Raw genomic sequence first — 14,753 nt, forward strand, 5'->3', positions numbered from 1 at the left:
CGTCGACGGCGTCGGCGAGGTGCCCCGCGCCGGACTCACCCCGCCGCGGGGCCCGTGATCAGGCCCCGGCCACCGGCAGTGTCACTTCGAATCGGCAGCCGCCCGGGACGTTGCGCACCGCCGCCTGACCTCGGTGTGCCTCGACGATGCCCCGGACGATGGCGAGACCGAGGCCGGCACCGGCCGGCGGGGTGCGGGCGTGCGTGCCACGCCAGCCGGTGTCGAAGACCCGCGGCAGGTCCTCCTCGGGGATACCGCCGCAGCCGTCCGTGACGGACAGGACCACACCGTCCGGGGAGCGCTCGACGGCGACCGCGACCGTACCGTCCGAAGGGGTCCGGCGGATCGCGTTGACCAGCAGATTCCCCAGCACCCGGCTCATCTCCTTGCCGTCCACCTCGACCGGTACCGGTTCGATGCGGTCGCCGACCAGCCATACCCCGTACTCGCGGGCGAGGGCGTCCGCTCCCGCGAGGGCGTCGCCGACGAGGTCGTACACGGACATACGCGCAGGGGAGAGAGCGAGCGCCCCGGCGTGGATACGGGAGAGTTCGAAGAGGTCGCCCACCATGTCGTTGAGGCGTTCGACCTCCGTCCGCATCTGGCGGAGATAGCGCTGGGGGTCGGCGGCGACGCCGTCCTCCAGCGCCTCGGACATGGCGCGGAGCCCGGCGAGCGGAGTGCGCAGGTCGTGCGAGATCCACGCGACGAGTTCGCGTCTCGATGTCTCCAGGGCGCGCTCGCGGTCCCGGGACTCCGCCAGCTTCGCGCTGGTCATGGCCAGCTCCCGGCTCAGCTCGGAGAGCTCGGCGGTCACCGAGCCCGCGGGCGCCGCGAAATGACCACCCTCACCGAAGGAGCGGGCGGCCGCGGTGATCGCCCGGCTGCCCGCGACGACCCGGCGGCCGAGCAGCAGTGCGGTGGCCAGGGAGACGACCGCCGCCATCGCGACGACCATGGTGACGACGGTCAGGTCGTGCGAGTTCAGGAACATGGCCCAGGCCACGGCCAGCGTGCCCGCGAGCATGGACGCCACGGCCACCGCCACGACCACCGTGAGGGACGCCGTCAGTGAGCGTCGCCGGATCAGCCACAGCACACCCGCCCCGAGCAGCCCGGCCACGACGGCTCCGAGAAGGGCGAAGAGGGCGATCAGCAGGAAGTCGAGCACGGTCAGACCGCCTCCTCGTGTGGTGTGACGTCGAAGCGGTAGCCCACTCCCCACACCGTCTGGATCAGTCGAGGGCGGGCCGGGTCGTCCTCCACCTTGCCCCGCAGCCGCCGTACGTGGACGGTGACGGTGGACAGGTCGCCGAAGTCCCAGCCCCACACCTCACGCATCAGCTCTTCGCGGCTGTAGGCGCGGCCCTGGTTGCGCAGGAGGAACACGAGAAGGTCGAACTCGCGCAGGGTGAGGCCGAGTTCGATGCCGTTCTTGGTGGCGCGGCGGGCGGCCGGGTCGGCGGTGATACCCGCCGCGTGCACGGGCTGGGCGGCGGGGGCGGGCCGGGTCCGACGCAGGACCGACTCGACCCGCAGCACCAGCTCACGAGGGCTGAAGGGCTTCGTGACGTAGTCGTCGGCGCCCACTTCCAGGCCGAGGATCCGGTCCCCCTCGTCACCGCGGGCGGTGAGCATGATGACCGGCACGGGTCCGCGGGCCCGGATCCGGCGGCACACCTCCAGGCCGTCCATGCCGGGCAGCATCAGGTCCAGTACCACCAGGTCCGGCCGGTGCGCGGCGGCCCGCGCGAGCGCGGACGGCCCGTCCTCGGCCCGGTCGACCTCGTACCCGGCGCGGTCGAGGTAGCCGGAGACGACCTCGGCGACGGTGGGGTCGTCGTCCACGACGAGGACGCGGGGCGCGCCCGCGTGTCCGCGAGGAGCGGAGCCGGAGCCCGGGGGTTCGTGCGGTTGCTGCATGACCGCAGCTTGCCACCCGTCGCGCCCGGGTGCGTCGGCCCCTCCGCGACGTCCTTGTTTCGTAAGGACCTGAGGTCCACGTGGTTCGCCAGCTCGCGGCAGGCCGGGCTTACGCCGTCACCATCCCGTCAGCAGCAGATGATTGACGAGGAGGGCGAGGACCGCCTGGGCGGTGAGCCAGGCGCGGGGCCGGGTCAGGAACGCGCACGCGGGGAGCAGCCACAGCGCGAACGGCAGCCAGATGCGTTCCGTCTCCGCCTTGCTCATCCCGGAGAGGTCGGCGGTGAGGAGTGCGAGCAGAGCGGCGGCCACGAGCAGGGCGAGCCGGGCGTCGGGGGTGACGGCGACCGAGCGCAGGCACCTGCGGAAGCCCTTGCGCACCGGAGCCGTGCCGGCCCGCCGCAGGCCCGCGACGGTCGCCGGGCCGATCACCAGGACCGTGCACGCGATGTTCGCCCACACCCAGTACCCGAACGGCCGGATCCCGCCGGCCCCTTGGTAGTACCGGGTGACGAGCAGCCGGTACGCCTCCCACCAGTTGAAGCCCGCGAACGTGAACGCGGCCGGCACGACGACGAATCCGGCGATGAGCCACGGGAGCGGTCGGAGCCTTCGGGAGCCGAGCAGCAGGACGCCGCCGGCGATCACCGCGAGCAGGGTCAGCCCGTACGACAGATACGCGGTGAGGCCGAAGAGGAGCCCGGAGGCGAGGCCTGCCGACCGTGGGCGGTGTCCTGTGAGCGCAAGGGCGAGGAACGCGACGGCCCAGGCGGCGACCGCCGCGAAGTACCCGTCCGCGGAGGTGCCCATCCACACGGCTGCCGGGGCCAGGACCATGAAGGGCGCGGCCCGGCGGGCGAGTGCCTCTCCGCACAGTGCGCGCACGGTGACGAGGACCGCCAACGCCGCTGTCGCCCCGACGGTGACGCACCAGACGCCCGCCCACGCCCCGCCCGCCAGGCCGAGCCGGTCGAGGAGGGCGAAGGTGAGGGTGGCCGCGGGTGGGTGTCCGGCGACGTGCGCGGGCCAGGCGTCCGGTGAGTGCATCAGGATGTGTTGGGTGAAGTCGCGCAGGGCGGCCGGGATGTCATGGAAGCGGTTGACGGGGTCGATGACCTGGAGGTACTCGTACTTGGTCGTCAGCCGCCGGGCGACACCGCGCTGCCATCCGTCGACCAGCGCGAGCGAGAACGTCCATGCCAGGGCGGTACCCCACGCCGTGACCAGCAGGGCCCGCCAGGGCAGCCGGGCGGCGACGCGCGGCCCGTACGCGACGACGGCGACGGCGACGATGATCGCGGCGGGGGTGCCCGGGCCGGCGTGCGGCTCCCAGTAGGCGTACAGGGGTGGCCACCTGACACGAAGGGTTCCGTACCGGTGCTCCATGACGGTGCCGATCACAGCCGCCGTCGTGACGAGCAGCGCTGCGGCCAGGGCCGCGAACAGGTCGCGGAGAAGATCGCGGTTCACACCGGCACGCTAGGCCGGGGAGGGCCGGACGGGACTGCGGGGACCTCGGACGTCAGCGTTTCGTCATGAGTTGCGGGCCCTGTCCTCGGCATGTCCCGGCCTACGGTCGGGGCATGCGTGACCATCGACTCCCCACCTCCCCCGGTTTCTGGCGCAGCCCGTTGCGCGGCCCCTGGTTCACCTCCGTCCTCGGCATGGTGCTGCTCGTCGGGATCACGGTGCTGTTCGTGACGGGCCTTCTGTCGTACGCGGCCTACAACCCGGAGCTGTCGCCGGTGAACGACAAGACCCCGGACAAGGGTCTGCTCGGTTTCTACCTGTTCGCCTGGCCGACCGACCCGCCCTGGCTCTACCGGCTCACCCAGGGCGTCCACGTCACTCTCGGCATCGTGCTGATCCCCGTACTGCTGGCGAAACTGTGGTCGGTCCTGCCGAAGCTGTTCACCCTGCCGCCGGTGCGGTCGCTCGCGCACGCACTGGAGCGGGTCTCGCTGCTTCTGCTGGTCGGGGGCGCGCTGTTCGTGTTCGTCACGGGCGTGCTGAACGTCCAGCTCGACTACCTCTTCCCCGGCTCCTTCTATCCGCTGCACTTCTACGGGGCCTGGGTGTTCTTCGCGGCGTTCGTGACACACGCGGTGCTGCGGGTGCCGGCCGCGCTGCGCAATCTGCGGCACCTGCGCGGGGAGGGCAGCGAGGAGGGCAGCGAGCTGGTCTCCCCGGCTCCCGCCCCGCCCACCGTCTCGCGACGCGGCGCGCTCGGCCTCGTAGGCGGTGGTTCCCTGCTCCTGCTCGTGACGACGGCGGGGCGGAGCTTCGACGGACCCCTGCGGGAGACAGCTCTGCTCGCTCCGCACGGCGGCCCCGAACCGGATTCGGGGCCCGGCGGCTTCCAGATCAACAAGACGGCCGCGTCGCGTGGGATCAGCGCGGCGGAGACGCGTGACGAGGCGTGGCGGCTGGTCGTCGAGGGGAACGGACGGACGGTTCGCCTGAGCCGGGCGGATCTCGCCCGACTCTCCCTGCACAGCGCCGCGTTGCCCATCGCCTGTGTGGAGGGGTGGTCGACGTCCGACCAGTCGTGGCGGGGTGTCCGCCTGCGGGACCTTGCGGCCCTGGTCGGGTACGAGCGCGGCGCGGCGCCCGACGTACTGGTGGAGTCGCTCCAGCGGCACGGGTCGTTCCGCCGGGCCGCTCTGCGCGACAACCAGGTGCGCGACCCGCGTGCCCTGCTCGCCCTGTTCGTCAACGGTGAGCCCCTGACCCCGGACCACGGCTATCCGGCGCGGATCATCGTGCCGGCCGCGCCCGGTGTGCTCAACACCAAGTGGGTGGCTCGGATGACCTTCGGAGACCTGTGATGCGACGACGTGCGACACGACGGCTTCCGGTGCGCCGGTACGCGGGGAGCCCGCTTCAACTCCTGCTCCTGGCCTGCTCGTTCACTCTCGCCGGGTATGCGGGTGTGCGGCTGCTCGCAGACGACTGGCTCTCGGTCGCGCTGTGGTTCGTGGGCGCGGCGCTGGTGCACGACTTGGTGTTGCTGCCCCTGTACGCGGGCGCCGACCGGGCCGTCACGCGAGCGCTGGGCATGGCCGGCCGCCGGGAGTGGACGGTCTTCGTACGCGTCCCGGCGGCGCTCTCCGGTCTGCTGCTGCTGATCTGGTTTCCGTTGATCAGCGGGCAGGTGGCCGACCGCTATCGATCTGCCACCAGCATGTCCGGCGACGGGTTCCTGTCCCGTTGGCTGCTGATCACGGCGGTGCTGTTCGGCGGTTCGGCGGTACTGCTCCTGCTGAGGTCGCTGCGGTTGCGCAGGGCGACGAAGGAGCGGCCCCCGGCCGTCCACTGACGCTCCGGGCGCCAGCCGGCGCGTGTCGCGAGCCGGAGCAGAGGCGGTGTGCCGAGGCGGGCCCAGGGGAAGTGCGGGCCGGCCGTGCCGTGAGTACCTGCGGCCAGGTGGACGACATGGACGGTGACCCGTTCGTCGACGTCTCCGTCCAGGACGGTCTCGACGAGCAACAAGCCCTCTTGGTTGAGGAGTTGGGACATGCGCCGCAGGAGGGCCGCCGGATCACCGCCGATGCCGATGTTCCCGTCGATGAGAAGGGCGGTGTCCCAGCGCCCTTCTCCGGGGAGCGGTTCGAAGACCGAGCGCCGCAGCGCCTGGCCGCCGAGTCGCACGGTGCGGGCGACGGCTGCTTCGCTGACATCGACGCCCAGCGCGGGCCGGCCTCTGGCCGCGAGTTCCGCGACGAGCCGTCCCGGTCCGCACCCCACGTCGAGGACGGCCCCTTCGCAGTGGTCCAGAACCTTGATGTCGGTCGTGTCGGCGGTGGCGCACCAGCGTTCCACCTCCAGCGGCATCAGCCAGCCGTCGGTGCGGCGCAGGAAGAGCGGCCCGCGGCCGGTGGCCAGTGCCTCGGAGTACGGGTCGGCGGCCCACGGACGGGGGATGCCGACGGGCGCGAGGGGCCCGAGGGCCGCAGGGGGCGCGGGACGATCGGGGCCGGCCCCCCGAGACGACGTGATCTCGTGTGCGGTGCTCATCGACGGGCAGCCGCCCCAAGACGTCCCAGCTCAGCGGCGAACCGGCTCTCCGGGGCCGCCAGGGCGACCGCCTCCGCGTCACGGGCCGTGTCCACGTCCCGGAGGCGCGGCAGCTCACGCACACGCAGGCCCGCGACGACGAGCCGCTCGAACTGCACGGCGCCCGTCGTGGGCGTCGACATCGGTACGCCGCGCAGCAGCCCGGGGTCGGGGTGGGCGAGCCCCAGCGCCCAGAAGCCGCCGTCCTCGGCCGGCCCGAAGTACGCGTCGCAGCCGGTGAAGTCCACGGTGAGCAGTTCCGGGGTCACCTGTGGGGTGTCCATGCCGATGAGCAGCGCGGGTCCGTCACAGGCGTCGAAGGCGGCGGCCAGCCGCTCGTCCAGGTCTCCCGCGCACTGCGGGACGACGTCGAAGCCGGGCGGCAGCCAGGGGCCCGGAGCGCCGTCGAGCACCAGCACACGACGCCGAGCGGGGGTGGCCGCCACCGCACACAGGGTGTCCGCGAGTGCCGCCTCGGCGAGCGCCGCAGCTTCCCCGGGCGTGAACGGCGGGGTGAGGCGGGTCTTGACCCGTCCCGGCCGCGGTTCCTTGGCGATGACGAGGAGTGTGGTCACTGGGAGGTTCCTCCTGGAAGTACGGCGAATGAGCCGTTGACGGCCCCGTCGCGGGGGACCGGTGGTTCGGCCAGGACCCGGCTCATGTCCCGTACCGCCTGCCAGGTGCCGCGCCAGGTGCCGGTGACCTTGGAGTCACCGGTGCGTGGCAGGTACGGCACGTCGTGCTCCACGACACGCCAGCCGGAGTCGGCGGCGCGGACGACCATCTGCAGCGGGTAGCCGCTGCGGCGGTCCGTGAGCGCGAGGCCGAGCAGTTGTTCGCGGCGGCCCGCACGGAGCGGTCCGAGGTCGTGCAGACGCAGCCCCGTGCGGCGGCGCATCATCCGTGCCAGCACGAGGTTGCCCGCCCTGGCGTGCGCGGGCCAGGTGCCACGGCCCTGCGGGCGGCGCCGCCCGAGCACGAGGTCGGACTCGCCCTGCTCCACCTCGCGGACGAAGGGCACGAGGAGGGACGGGTCGAGGGAGGCGTCGCAGTCGCAGAAGCACACGATGTCCGCGGTGGCCGCGGTCAGCCCGGCGTGGCAGGCGGCGCCGAAGCCGCGACGGGTCTCGTGCACGACGGTCGCGCCGAGGTTCCGGGCCAACTCCGGTGAGCCGTCCGTGGATCCGTTGTCCACCACCAGCGCACGCCATGTGGAGGGGATGCGGTCGAGCACCCAGGGCAGGGCCTCGGCCTCGTTCAGACAGGGAAGAACCACGTCGACGGACGCCGTGGTCGTCGCCGCTTCCGATTGCGTTGCGGGAGAGGTCATCACGTGTTTCACCCTACGAAGACAAAGGGGATATAGCGGGCTCCGGCTTCTTACGAAACGCGGACGTCGGGGCCGCGGGAGAGCGCGACCGGGGCATGCGGAAGCGGACCGCTTGCCTGAGTGGCGCAAGTCCCCGCACACCGGACCCACTTCATGGGGACACGACGTGACCCGGACACGGAAGACAGAGGGCTTCGCGCGAGGCACGGCCGGTTCACCACCGTCACCCGCGGGAACCCATGGATTGCACATCGCTTCGACCGGCCGGGAGTTGGAAGCACCATGCCTCGCGAAGAGAGCTGAATCCGATGCCGACGCCTCAAGAGAGGTCACGGCGTGCGAGTACCGCGTTGCCGGCGACTTTCGCACTGGCCGTCGTTCTGAACCTGGCCGACGCGGTCTGGGACCCTTCCGGCGAGGCGTGGTTCGCCTCGCGCGTCGCCGTGTCGGTCCTCTTCACCGTCGCCCTGGTCGCGTTCGCGGCACAGCAGCTCAGGAACCGCGGACGCCAACGCCCTTGAGAACCGGCCGACCCTCGCTGCCTCATCGGCGCCGCCGGCCCGACAGCCGAGGAGCGCTCCCTCGCTGCCGGGCCGAGCGCTACTCGCCGCGCAGCCTGGCCGTCGCGAATTCCCGCATGCCCTCCTCGAACCCGACTTCGGGTTTCCAGGCCAACTCGCCTCGCAGCCGCGCCGAGTCCGCCGTGATGTGGCGTACGTCCCCCAGTCGGTACTCCCCCGTCACCACGGGCTCAGGACCGCCGTAGGCGGAGGCCAGTGCCTGCGCCATCCGGCCGACCGTGTGGGGCTCGCCGCTGCCGGTGTTGTACGCGACCAGGGATCCGGCCCGGGGTCCGGCCTCCAGCGCGGCCACGTTCGCCGCCGCCACATCGCGTACGTGCACGAAGTCCCGGCGCTGGCCCCCGTCCTCGAAGACGCGCGGGGCCTCGCCCCGGGCGAGTGCGGACCGGAAGAAGGACGCGACCCCCGCGTACGGGGTGTCGCGCGGCATGCCCGGCCCGTAGACGTTGTGGTAGCGCAACGAGATCGCGGAGCCGTCCGTGGACCGGGCCCACGCCGCCGCCAGATGCTCCTGGGCCAGCTTGGTCGTCGCGTACACGTTCCTGGGGTCGACCGGAGCGTCCTCGCCGACCAGCCCCGGCGTCAACGCCTCCTGGCACCGCGGGCACCGGGGCTCGAACCGCCCCGCGTCGAGGTCCGCCACGGTCCGGGGGCCGGGTCGCACGGTCCCGTGCCACTCGCAGGCGTACGAGCCCTCGCCGTACACCACCATCGACCCAGCCAGCACGAGCTGTCGTACTCCCGCGTCGGCCATGGCGGCGAGCAGCACCGCCGTACCGACGTCGTTGTGCGACACGTAGTCGACCGCGTCCGAGAACCCCTTCCCGAGCCCCACCATCGCCGCCTGATGACAGACGGCGTCCACGCCCGGCAGTGCGGCGGCGACCGCCGCCGCGTCGCGCACGTCCGGACCGTCGCGCAGGTCGAACACGACCGCCTCGTGCCCCCGCGCGGTCAGCGCCTCGACGACATGACACCCGATGAACCCGGCTCCGCCGGTGACCAGTACTCGCATACACGAGACGCTAGGACCACCAGCGCGTCGTGGGGCAGCCACGCGCCCATGACGTCACAGGCCCGTAAGACCTCGGCAGCCCTCGGACCTCACCCCCGCGGACCCGCGCGAGTGGCCGTCGCCATCGTCCGCACGATGTCCACGACAGGGCACGACGAGCGGCTGACGCACCGACCGGGACGGCGCCGGGCGCCGACGCTTCCGTTTGCGGCCCAAAGGGTCCTCGCGGGAGGGTTCGGGGGTGACCACCCTGCTGATCGTGCATCACACGCCCTCGCCCAACTGCCAGGCGATGTTCGAAGCCGTCGTCTCCGGCGCGAACGACCCGGAGATCGAGGGCGTACGCGTTGTCCGACGGGCGGCGCTGGCCGCCACGGCCGCCGACGTGCTGGCCGCCGACGGATACCTCCTCGGCACTCCGGCCAACCTGGGCTACATGTCCGGTGCCCTGAAGCACTTCTTCGACCAGGTCTACTACCCCTGCCTGGACGCGACACGAGGCCGACCCTTCGGCTTCTACGTCCACGGGGGCAACGACGTCACCGGAGCGGTGCGGGGCATCGAGTCGCTCACCAAGGGCCTGGGCTGGCAGCGTTCCGCCGAGGCCGTGACCGTGACGGGCGAGCCGAACAAGGCGGACATCGAGGCGTGCCGGGAGCTGGGGGCCACCCTCGCCGCGGGGCTGATGAGCTGACCGAGTCGCCCGGAAGGGATGGGCAGGCGGGTCGCACGGAGGAGCCGGTACAGGCGCCGAGCACGTCCGCGGCAGCCCTGGTCAGCGACCGGACCCGGCAATGCGGACCCCGCGCCACGCACCGGGGCGGCTGCGCCGCTCGGCGCAGGACCGGAACGAATCCGATGTCTGCGAGAGGCGGTGGGTGGACATGTCCGCCGACTGGGAATGGGACGAGACGCTGTTCGCGGGCACGGCGGCCCACTACCGGCGCGGAAGGCTGCCGTACGCCCCCGCCCTGGCGGACGTACTGGCCGAGACTCTCGGGCTCGACGGACGAGGAACCCTCATCGACGTGGGATGCGGGCCGGGCACCCTCGCGCTGACCCTGGCGCACCTGTTCGGCGGGATCGTCGGTGTGGACCCGGACCGCGGGATGATCGCCGAAGCCTCCCGCGAAGCCGCCGAGCGTGCCCTGACCGGGAAGGCGCGGTGGGTGCGGGCCCGGGCGGAGGATCTGCCCGCCGGTCTCGGCACGTTCAGCGTCGCGGCCTTCGGCCAGTCGTTCCACTGGATGGACCGCGAGCTGGTGGCCGCGACCATCCGGGACATGCTCCGGCCCGGCGGGGCGCTCGTGCACATCTCCGACCTCAAGTCGGAGACGAGGTCGGTCGACGGGCTTGGGCATCCGGCAGTGCCCGGTGCGGACTTGGAGGAGTTGGTCAGGCGCTATCTGGGGCCTGTCCGACGGGCCGGCCGAGGGGTGCTGCCGCGGGGAACGCCCGGCGATGAGGCTTCGGTGTTCGCCCGGGCGGGATTCGCCGGCCCCGAGCGTCATGTCGTCCCCGGCGGACAGGCACTGGAACGCACGAGTGACGACGTCGTCGCGGGGGTGTTCTCCATGTCGTTCTCGGCTCCGCACCTGTTCGGCCCGCGCCGCGACGACTTCGAGGCAGACCTGCGCCGGGTACTGCGGGAGGCGTCCCCCTCGGGTCTGTTCTCCGAACGCCTGCCGAGCACCGAGGTGTTCGTCTGGCGGAAGGGTCCTGCCGGGCCGACGTCTCCACCGGCCTCCTGAGCCCGCCAGGAAGGCATCCCACGGTCGGGCGATGAGGCGGGGGCTCCACGCCCACCCGCCGTTCATGATGATGAACACCAATCACCTACACGTCTATTGACGCCCCGCATCGCCAGCCTCTAACTTCCGGGAAAGCGCTTTCTCCCCTTGCGATGCAGTGTCCCCGTCATGCGACCGGTTCATGTATTCGAACCTGCAACTTTGCCACATGCGAGACCCCGGAACTACGGGGCCGGCACGCCTCACCGGCAGCTCGGGCGCACTGAACGTCCCACCGCACAGTTCCTCGGCACTCGTTCACCGAACTCCGGTCGGACGAGCCAAGCAACCTGGAGACGAACGATGCAACCGAGACCAGTGACAGCGTCCCTCGCCCTCGTGGCCGGCACACTCGTCGCACTCTCCGGCACCACGGCACACGCCGCGACCACCCGGTACGAGGCCGAGACCTCCCCGGCGATCTGCACAGGCACCATCGACTCCGACTGGGCCGGCTACACCGGCAGCGGGTTCTGCAACGGCACCAACGCGACCGGCGCCCACGCGCAGTTCACGGTGACCGCAGCCGCGTCAGGAACGGCGACGCTCAAGGTCCGGTTCGCCAACGGAACCACCGCCGCGCGGCCCGCGAGTCTCACGGTGAACGGCTCGGCGGCCACCTCGGTCTCGTTCGAGGGCACCGGCGCCTGGGGGACATGGGCGACGAAGACGCTCACCGTGCCGGTGACGGCGGGCAGCAACACCATCCGCCTCAGCCCCACCAACGCGGGCGGCCTGCCCAACATCGACCACCTCGACGCCGAGACGGGCGACACGACCCCGCCGCCGTCGAGCAGCGCGCTGTACGTGGCACCGGGCGGCACCGACAGCGCGGCCGGAACACAGTCGGCACCGACGACACTCACCTCGGCGATCACCCGCATCACACCCGGCGGGACGATCTACATGCGCGGCGGGACCTACCGGCCCTCGCAGACCATCACCATCCCGGCGGGCAACAACGGCACCGCGAGCGCCCGGACGAAACTCTCCGCCTATCCGGGTGAGACCCCGGTGCTGGACTTCTCGGCCCAGAGCGAGGACACGGCGAACCGCGGGCTGGCCGTCAACGGATCGTACTGGCACGTCTCCGGCATCGTCGTCGAGCGGGCCGGCGACAACGGCATCTTCGTCGGCGGCAGCAACAACGTCTTCGAGCGCACGGTGACCCGCTACAACCGGGACACGGGTCTGCAGCTCTCGCGGATGCTGTCCAGTACCCCCAAGGAACAGTGGCCGTCCAACAACCTCGTCCTCGGCGCGGAGTCGCACGACAACGCCGACTCGGACGGCGAGGACGCCGACGGATTCGCTGCGAAGCTCACCTCCGGCCCCGGCAACGTCTTCCGTTACGCGGTGGCCCACAACAACATCGACGACGGCTGGGACCTCTACACCAAGTCGGACACGGGAGCCATCGGCCCGGTGACGATCGAGGACTCCCTCGCCCTCGACAACGGCACCCTCAGCAACGGCGGCCAGGCCGGCAACGGCGACCGCAACGGCTACAAGCTCGGCGGCGAGGACATCGGGGTCAACCACGTCATCCGGCGCAACATCGCCTACAACAACGGCAAGCACGGGTTCACCTACAACAGGAACCTCGGCAGCATGACGGTGTCGGACAACGTCAGCATCGACAACGAGGAGCGCAACTACTCGTTCGACGCGGGCAGTTCGGTGTTCCGCGGCAACACGTCGTGCCGCGGAGGCAGCGGGACGAACGACAGGATCGTGGGCAACACCGACAGCTCGAACCAGTTCTGGTCCGGCACGAACGGCTCCCGGTGCTCCTCGTACAGCGGCGCCCTCAAGTGGTCCTTCGCCGCGGACGGCCGCCTCGTGGTGACCTTCGGCGGCAACCAGGTCACGCCGTAACCGATCCCACCGCCGACCGAGTGTCGGAGGCGGCAACGCCCCGGCCGGCCCGTCCGATGCATCCGGACGGGCCGGCCGGCCCGCGACCTGCACTGGACTTGTGCGTACGCAGGCGCCCTCGTCACGCTTCGAGGGCGCCTGTGTACGGCAGCCGCACCATGTAGATGTCGACCGGATCCTGGGCCTTTACGGTGAACCCGTGGCGCTCGTACAGCCGCCGGGCGGCGCTGCCCTGCAGGACGTTCAGGCGAACCAGCACGCCGTCGGCGTCGGCGTCGGCCAGCACCGTTCGCAGCACCGCCGATCCGAGCCCCCGGCCCTGCACACCCGGCGCGAGGTAGAAGTGTTCCAGCCACCGCCCGTCCTCGGCCGGCCGCATGGCGACGCAGCCCGCGAAGGCGCCACCGACCAGAACGACCGACGTGTGCCGGGAGGAGAAGGAGTCCCGCAGCCGCTGCCTGACCCGGTACTCGTCGAAACGGCCCAGCCGCTCCAGATCAGGGCGCATGACCGTCGCCCGCAACTCCACGATCGCCTCCACGTCCGCCGACTCGGCGGGACGCGTGGCCCATTGCAGGAGCCGGTCCGGCGCGGGGCCGGGCATCACCCGGCCCGCCTGTGTCTCGTCCACCTCTGTGCTCGCGTCCATGGCCGGATTGTGTCAGTGGGCCGCGGCGACGACATGCGTCGCAGGAACGGTCACTGTGCCCCGCTCAGGGCGTGAGGCTCGCCTGCACCGCGGGTCCGTACCGTGCGACGACGAGGTCGAGCGGTGTCGCACGCAGTTCTTCGCCGCGCGCGATGCCGAACATCACTCCGAGGCCGAGCAGCATGCTCACGGCGAGCTCGGCACGCAGGGCGGCGTCGGGGCCGTCGAGGCGCCGGACGAGCCGGTCGACCACCTGGGTACGGAAGTTGGCGCGGAGCGTGTCTCCCTGGCTGCCGTGGAGAGGGGCGAACACGATGCGTAGCAGAGGGTCGGCGCCCTGCTCTGTCTGGCTGACGAGTACGTGGCGGACCATGTGGCTCCCGAGGTCCGCCAGTGGTGCGTCCAGCAGGGCGGCCGCGTCCTGCGCGAAGGACATCACGTGCGCGAAGAGGGTCTCCTTGTTGCCGAAGTACTTCATGATCAGGGGTGGGCTGACACCGGCGCGTTCGGCCACGGCCTTGAGCGTGATGTCCCCGTGGGCATGACGTGCGAGGAGGTAGCGGGCCGCACGCAGGATCGCCGCCTTGGTGGCCTCGGCGTCCCTGCGCCCCGGGCCGCCGTCCGTCGCCTTTTCGAGCGCGGCCGCGGACTCCTGGGCCACTCCCGTCCGGTCCGGCACGGTGTCGACGGACTTCGTTGACCTCATGACTGTCCTGCTCCCTCCAGCAACTTGTCCGCGGCCCGTCCACGGCGCCGCCGCGACGGCCGGCCGGGCTTGTGCGGCTCACTCCTGCCCGGTATCGCCAGGGCCATCGCGCACCCGGCCAGCGCGACCGCCCCGGCCATGGCGAAGGCCAGCTGATAACCGCGCAGACTGGGCAGGGACACTCCGCCGACCGGACCGGTGTGGTGCACCAGTATGGCGGCCACGGCGGCACTGCACACGGCCTGGCCGATGGTCCGCATCAGTACGTTGACGCCGCTGGCGGAGCCGGTCTGTTCGGCCGGTACCGCTCCCAGGATCAGGGTCGGCAGAGCGGAGTACGCCAGAGCCGTGCCGGCCGACACGATGGCTCCGCCCGGAATGATCACCCACAGGTGACGGCTGTCCACGATCCGCGTCCCGTACCCGAAGACGATCACAACGGCCCCCAGCGCGAGCGTCACGCGTGGGCCGCGTGCCGTCGGGATGCGGGCGGATACCGGCGACAGGAACAGCATGATCACGCCGCTGGGCAGCAGGCACAGTCCCGCTCCGACGATCGACAGGCCGAGGCCGTAGCCCGTGTTCGTCGGTGCCGGCACCAGTTGGGCCGTGACCAGGGAGTTGGCGTAGAAGGCGAACCCGACGAGCAGCGCGGTCAGGTGGGGCAGCGCCACCTGGGGCAGAGCGGCCAGCCTGGGGTCGACCAACGGCCGTGCGGCTCGGATCCTGCATGGGCACTTCCCTGAGCATGAGGCCCGGCATGGTGAATAGCAGTTCACCACGGTAGATGAATAGCTATTCACCAGCCACCGTCCGCTACGGATG

Annotated in this window: 14 protein-coding genes and 2 pseudogenes; 6 read left to right on the forward strand and 10 right to left on the reverse strand. The window is 71.5% G+C overall.

Features of this window, described 5'->3' with window-relative positions; all coding sequences use genetic code 11:
* Positions 1-58: 58 nt before the first annotated feature.
* The 3 genes from O1Q96_RS28235 to O1Q96_RS28245 all read right to left on the reverse strand — a co-directional run bounded on the left by O1Q96_RS28235 (position 59) and on the right by O1Q96_RS28245 (position 3,393).
* Entirely contained in the window at positions 59-1,171 is a 1,113-nt protein-coding gene (locus O1Q96_RS28235) for a sensor histidine kinase (protein WP_269250830.1), read from the reverse strand.
* A gap of 2 nt (positions 1,172-1,173) precedes the next feature.
* Positions 1,174-1,923 (reverse strand): response regulator transcription factor, encoded by a 750-nt coding sequence (locus tag O1Q96_RS28240; RefSeq protein ID WP_269250831.1) that lies wholly within the window; start codon positions 1,921-1,923, stop codon positions 1,174-1,176.
* A 117-nt stretch (positions 1,924-2,040) separates the two neighbouring features.
* On the reverse strand, positions 2,041-3,393 hold the full coding sequence (locus O1Q96_RS28245) for a hypothetical protein (protein ID WP_269250832.1): 1,353 nt from the start codon (positions 3,391-3,393) through the stop codon (positions 2,041-2,043).
* Positions 3,394-3,506: 113 nt separating this feature from the next.
* Between O1Q96_RS28245 and O1Q96_RS28250 the strand changes: the two genes are divergently transcribed.
* Together O1Q96_RS28250 and O1Q96_RS44660 are read left to right on the forward strand one after the other, a co-directional pair.
* Positions 3,507-4,751: a molybdopterin-dependent oxidoreductase gene (locus O1Q96_RS28250; RefSeq protein ID WP_269250833.1), complete on the forward strand. Its 1,245-nt coding sequence runs from the start codon at positions 3,507-3,509 to the stop codon at positions 4,749-4,751.
* Positions 4,751-5,242: a hypothetical protein gene (locus tag O1Q96_RS44660; protein WP_269250834.1), complete on the forward strand. Its 492-nt coding sequence runs from the start codon at positions 4,751-4,753 to the stop codon at positions 5,240-5,242. Before O1Q96_RS28250 ends, O1Q96_RS44660 begins: the two co-directional genes overlap by 1 nt.
* Before the next feature lie 188 nt (positions 5,243-5,430).
* Here the strand turns inward: O1Q96_RS44660 and O1Q96_RS44665 are convergent.
* The 3 genes and pseudogenes from O1Q96_RS44665 to O1Q96_RS28270 form a co-directional block, all read right to left on the reverse strand.
* Positions 5,431-5,940 (reverse strand): annotated as a pseudogene (locus tag O1Q96_RS44665) (class I SAM-dependent methyltransferase); the annotation flags it as partial.
* Positions 5,937-6,554: a TIGR04282 family arsenosugar biosynthesis glycosyltransferase gene (locus tag O1Q96_RS28265; RefSeq protein ID WP_269250835.1), complete on the reverse strand. Its 618-nt coding sequence runs from the start codon at positions 6,552-6,554 to the stop codon at positions 5,937-5,939. The pseudogene O1Q96_RS44665 and the gene O1Q96_RS28265, both read right to left, overlap by 4 nt.
* Positions 6,551-7,309, reverse strand: a complete 759-nt coding sequence (locus tag O1Q96_RS28270) for a glycosyltransferase family 2 protein (RefSeq protein WP_269250836.1) — start codon at positions 7,307-7,309, stop codon at positions 6,551-6,553. Before O1Q96_RS28270 ends, O1Q96_RS28265 begins: the two co-directional genes overlap by 4 nt.
* Before the next feature lie 350 nt (positions 7,310-7,659).
* On the opposite strand from O1Q96_RS28270, the gene O1Q96_RS28275 reads away from it, so the two are divergent.
* Complete coding sequence (locus O1Q96_RS28275) at positions 7,660-7,830, forward strand: hypothetical protein (protein ID WP_269250837.1); 171 nt, start codon at positions 7,660-7,662, stop codon at positions 7,828-7,830.
* A 79-nt stretch (positions 7,831-7,909) separates the two neighbouring features.
* Here O1Q96_RS28275 and O1Q96_RS28280 read toward each other — a convergent pair whose 3' ends face one another.
* Positions 7,910-8,905, reverse strand: a complete 996-nt coding sequence (locus O1Q96_RS28280) for an NAD-dependent epimerase/dehydratase family protein (protein WP_269250838.1) — start codon at positions 8,903-8,905, stop codon at positions 7,910-7,912.
* A gap of 241 nt (positions 8,906-9,146) precedes the next feature.
* On the opposite strand from O1Q96_RS28280, the gene O1Q96_RS28285 reads away from it, so the two are divergent.
* The 3 genes from O1Q96_RS28285 (at position 9,147) to O1Q96_RS28295 (ending at position 12,573) form a co-directional block, all read left to right on the forward strand.
* Positions 9,147-9,599 carry a flavodoxin family protein gene (locus O1Q96_RS28285; RefSeq protein WP_269250839.1) on the forward strand — a complete coding sequence of 151 codons (453 nt, stop codon included), beginning with the start codon at positions 9,147-9,149 and terminating at the stop codon, positions 9,597-9,599.
* A gap of 190 nt (positions 9,600-9,789) precedes the next feature.
* Positions 9,790-10,656, forward strand: a complete 867-nt coding sequence (locus O1Q96_RS28290; protein ID WP_269250840.1) for a class I SAM-dependent methyltransferase — start codon at positions 9,790-9,792, stop codon at positions 10,654-10,656.
* A 342-nt stretch (positions 10,657-10,998) separates the two neighbouring features.
* The gene (locus tag O1Q96_RS28295; protein ID WP_269250841.1) at positions 10,999-12,573 is read left to right on the forward strand and encodes a carbohydrate-binding protein; all 1,575 of its coding nucleotides are present in this window, start codon (positions 10,999-11,001) and stop codon (positions 12,571-12,573) included.
* A gap of 121 nt (positions 12,574-12,694) precedes the next feature.
* Here O1Q96_RS28295 and O1Q96_RS28300 read toward each other — a convergent pair whose 3' ends face one another.
* The 3 genes and pseudogenes from O1Q96_RS28300 to O1Q96_RS28310 form a co-directional block, all read right to left on the reverse strand.
* Positions 12,695-13,177: a GNAT family N-acetyltransferase gene (locus O1Q96_RS28300; RefSeq protein ID WP_269253754.1), complete on the reverse strand. Its 483-nt coding sequence runs from the start codon at positions 13,175-13,177 to the stop codon at positions 12,695-12,697.
* A 109-nt stretch (positions 13,178-13,286) separates the two neighbouring features.
* Complete coding sequence (locus O1Q96_RS28305) at positions 13,287-13,928, reverse strand: TetR/AcrR family transcriptional regulator (protein WP_269250842.1); 642 nt, start codon at positions 13,926-13,928, stop codon at positions 13,287-13,289.
* Positions 13,925-14,656, reverse strand: a pseudogene (locus O1Q96_RS28310) (MFS transporter); the annotation flags it as partial. The pseudogene O1Q96_RS28310 and the gene O1Q96_RS28305, both read right to left, overlap by 4 nt.
* Between the last annotated feature and the right edge of the window lie 97 nt (positions 14,657-14,753).

The organism is Streptomyces aurantiacus (assembly GCF_027107535.1).
Classification (GTDB): domain Bacteria; phylum Actinomycetota; class Actinomycetes; order Streptomycetales; family Streptomycetaceae; genus Streptomyces.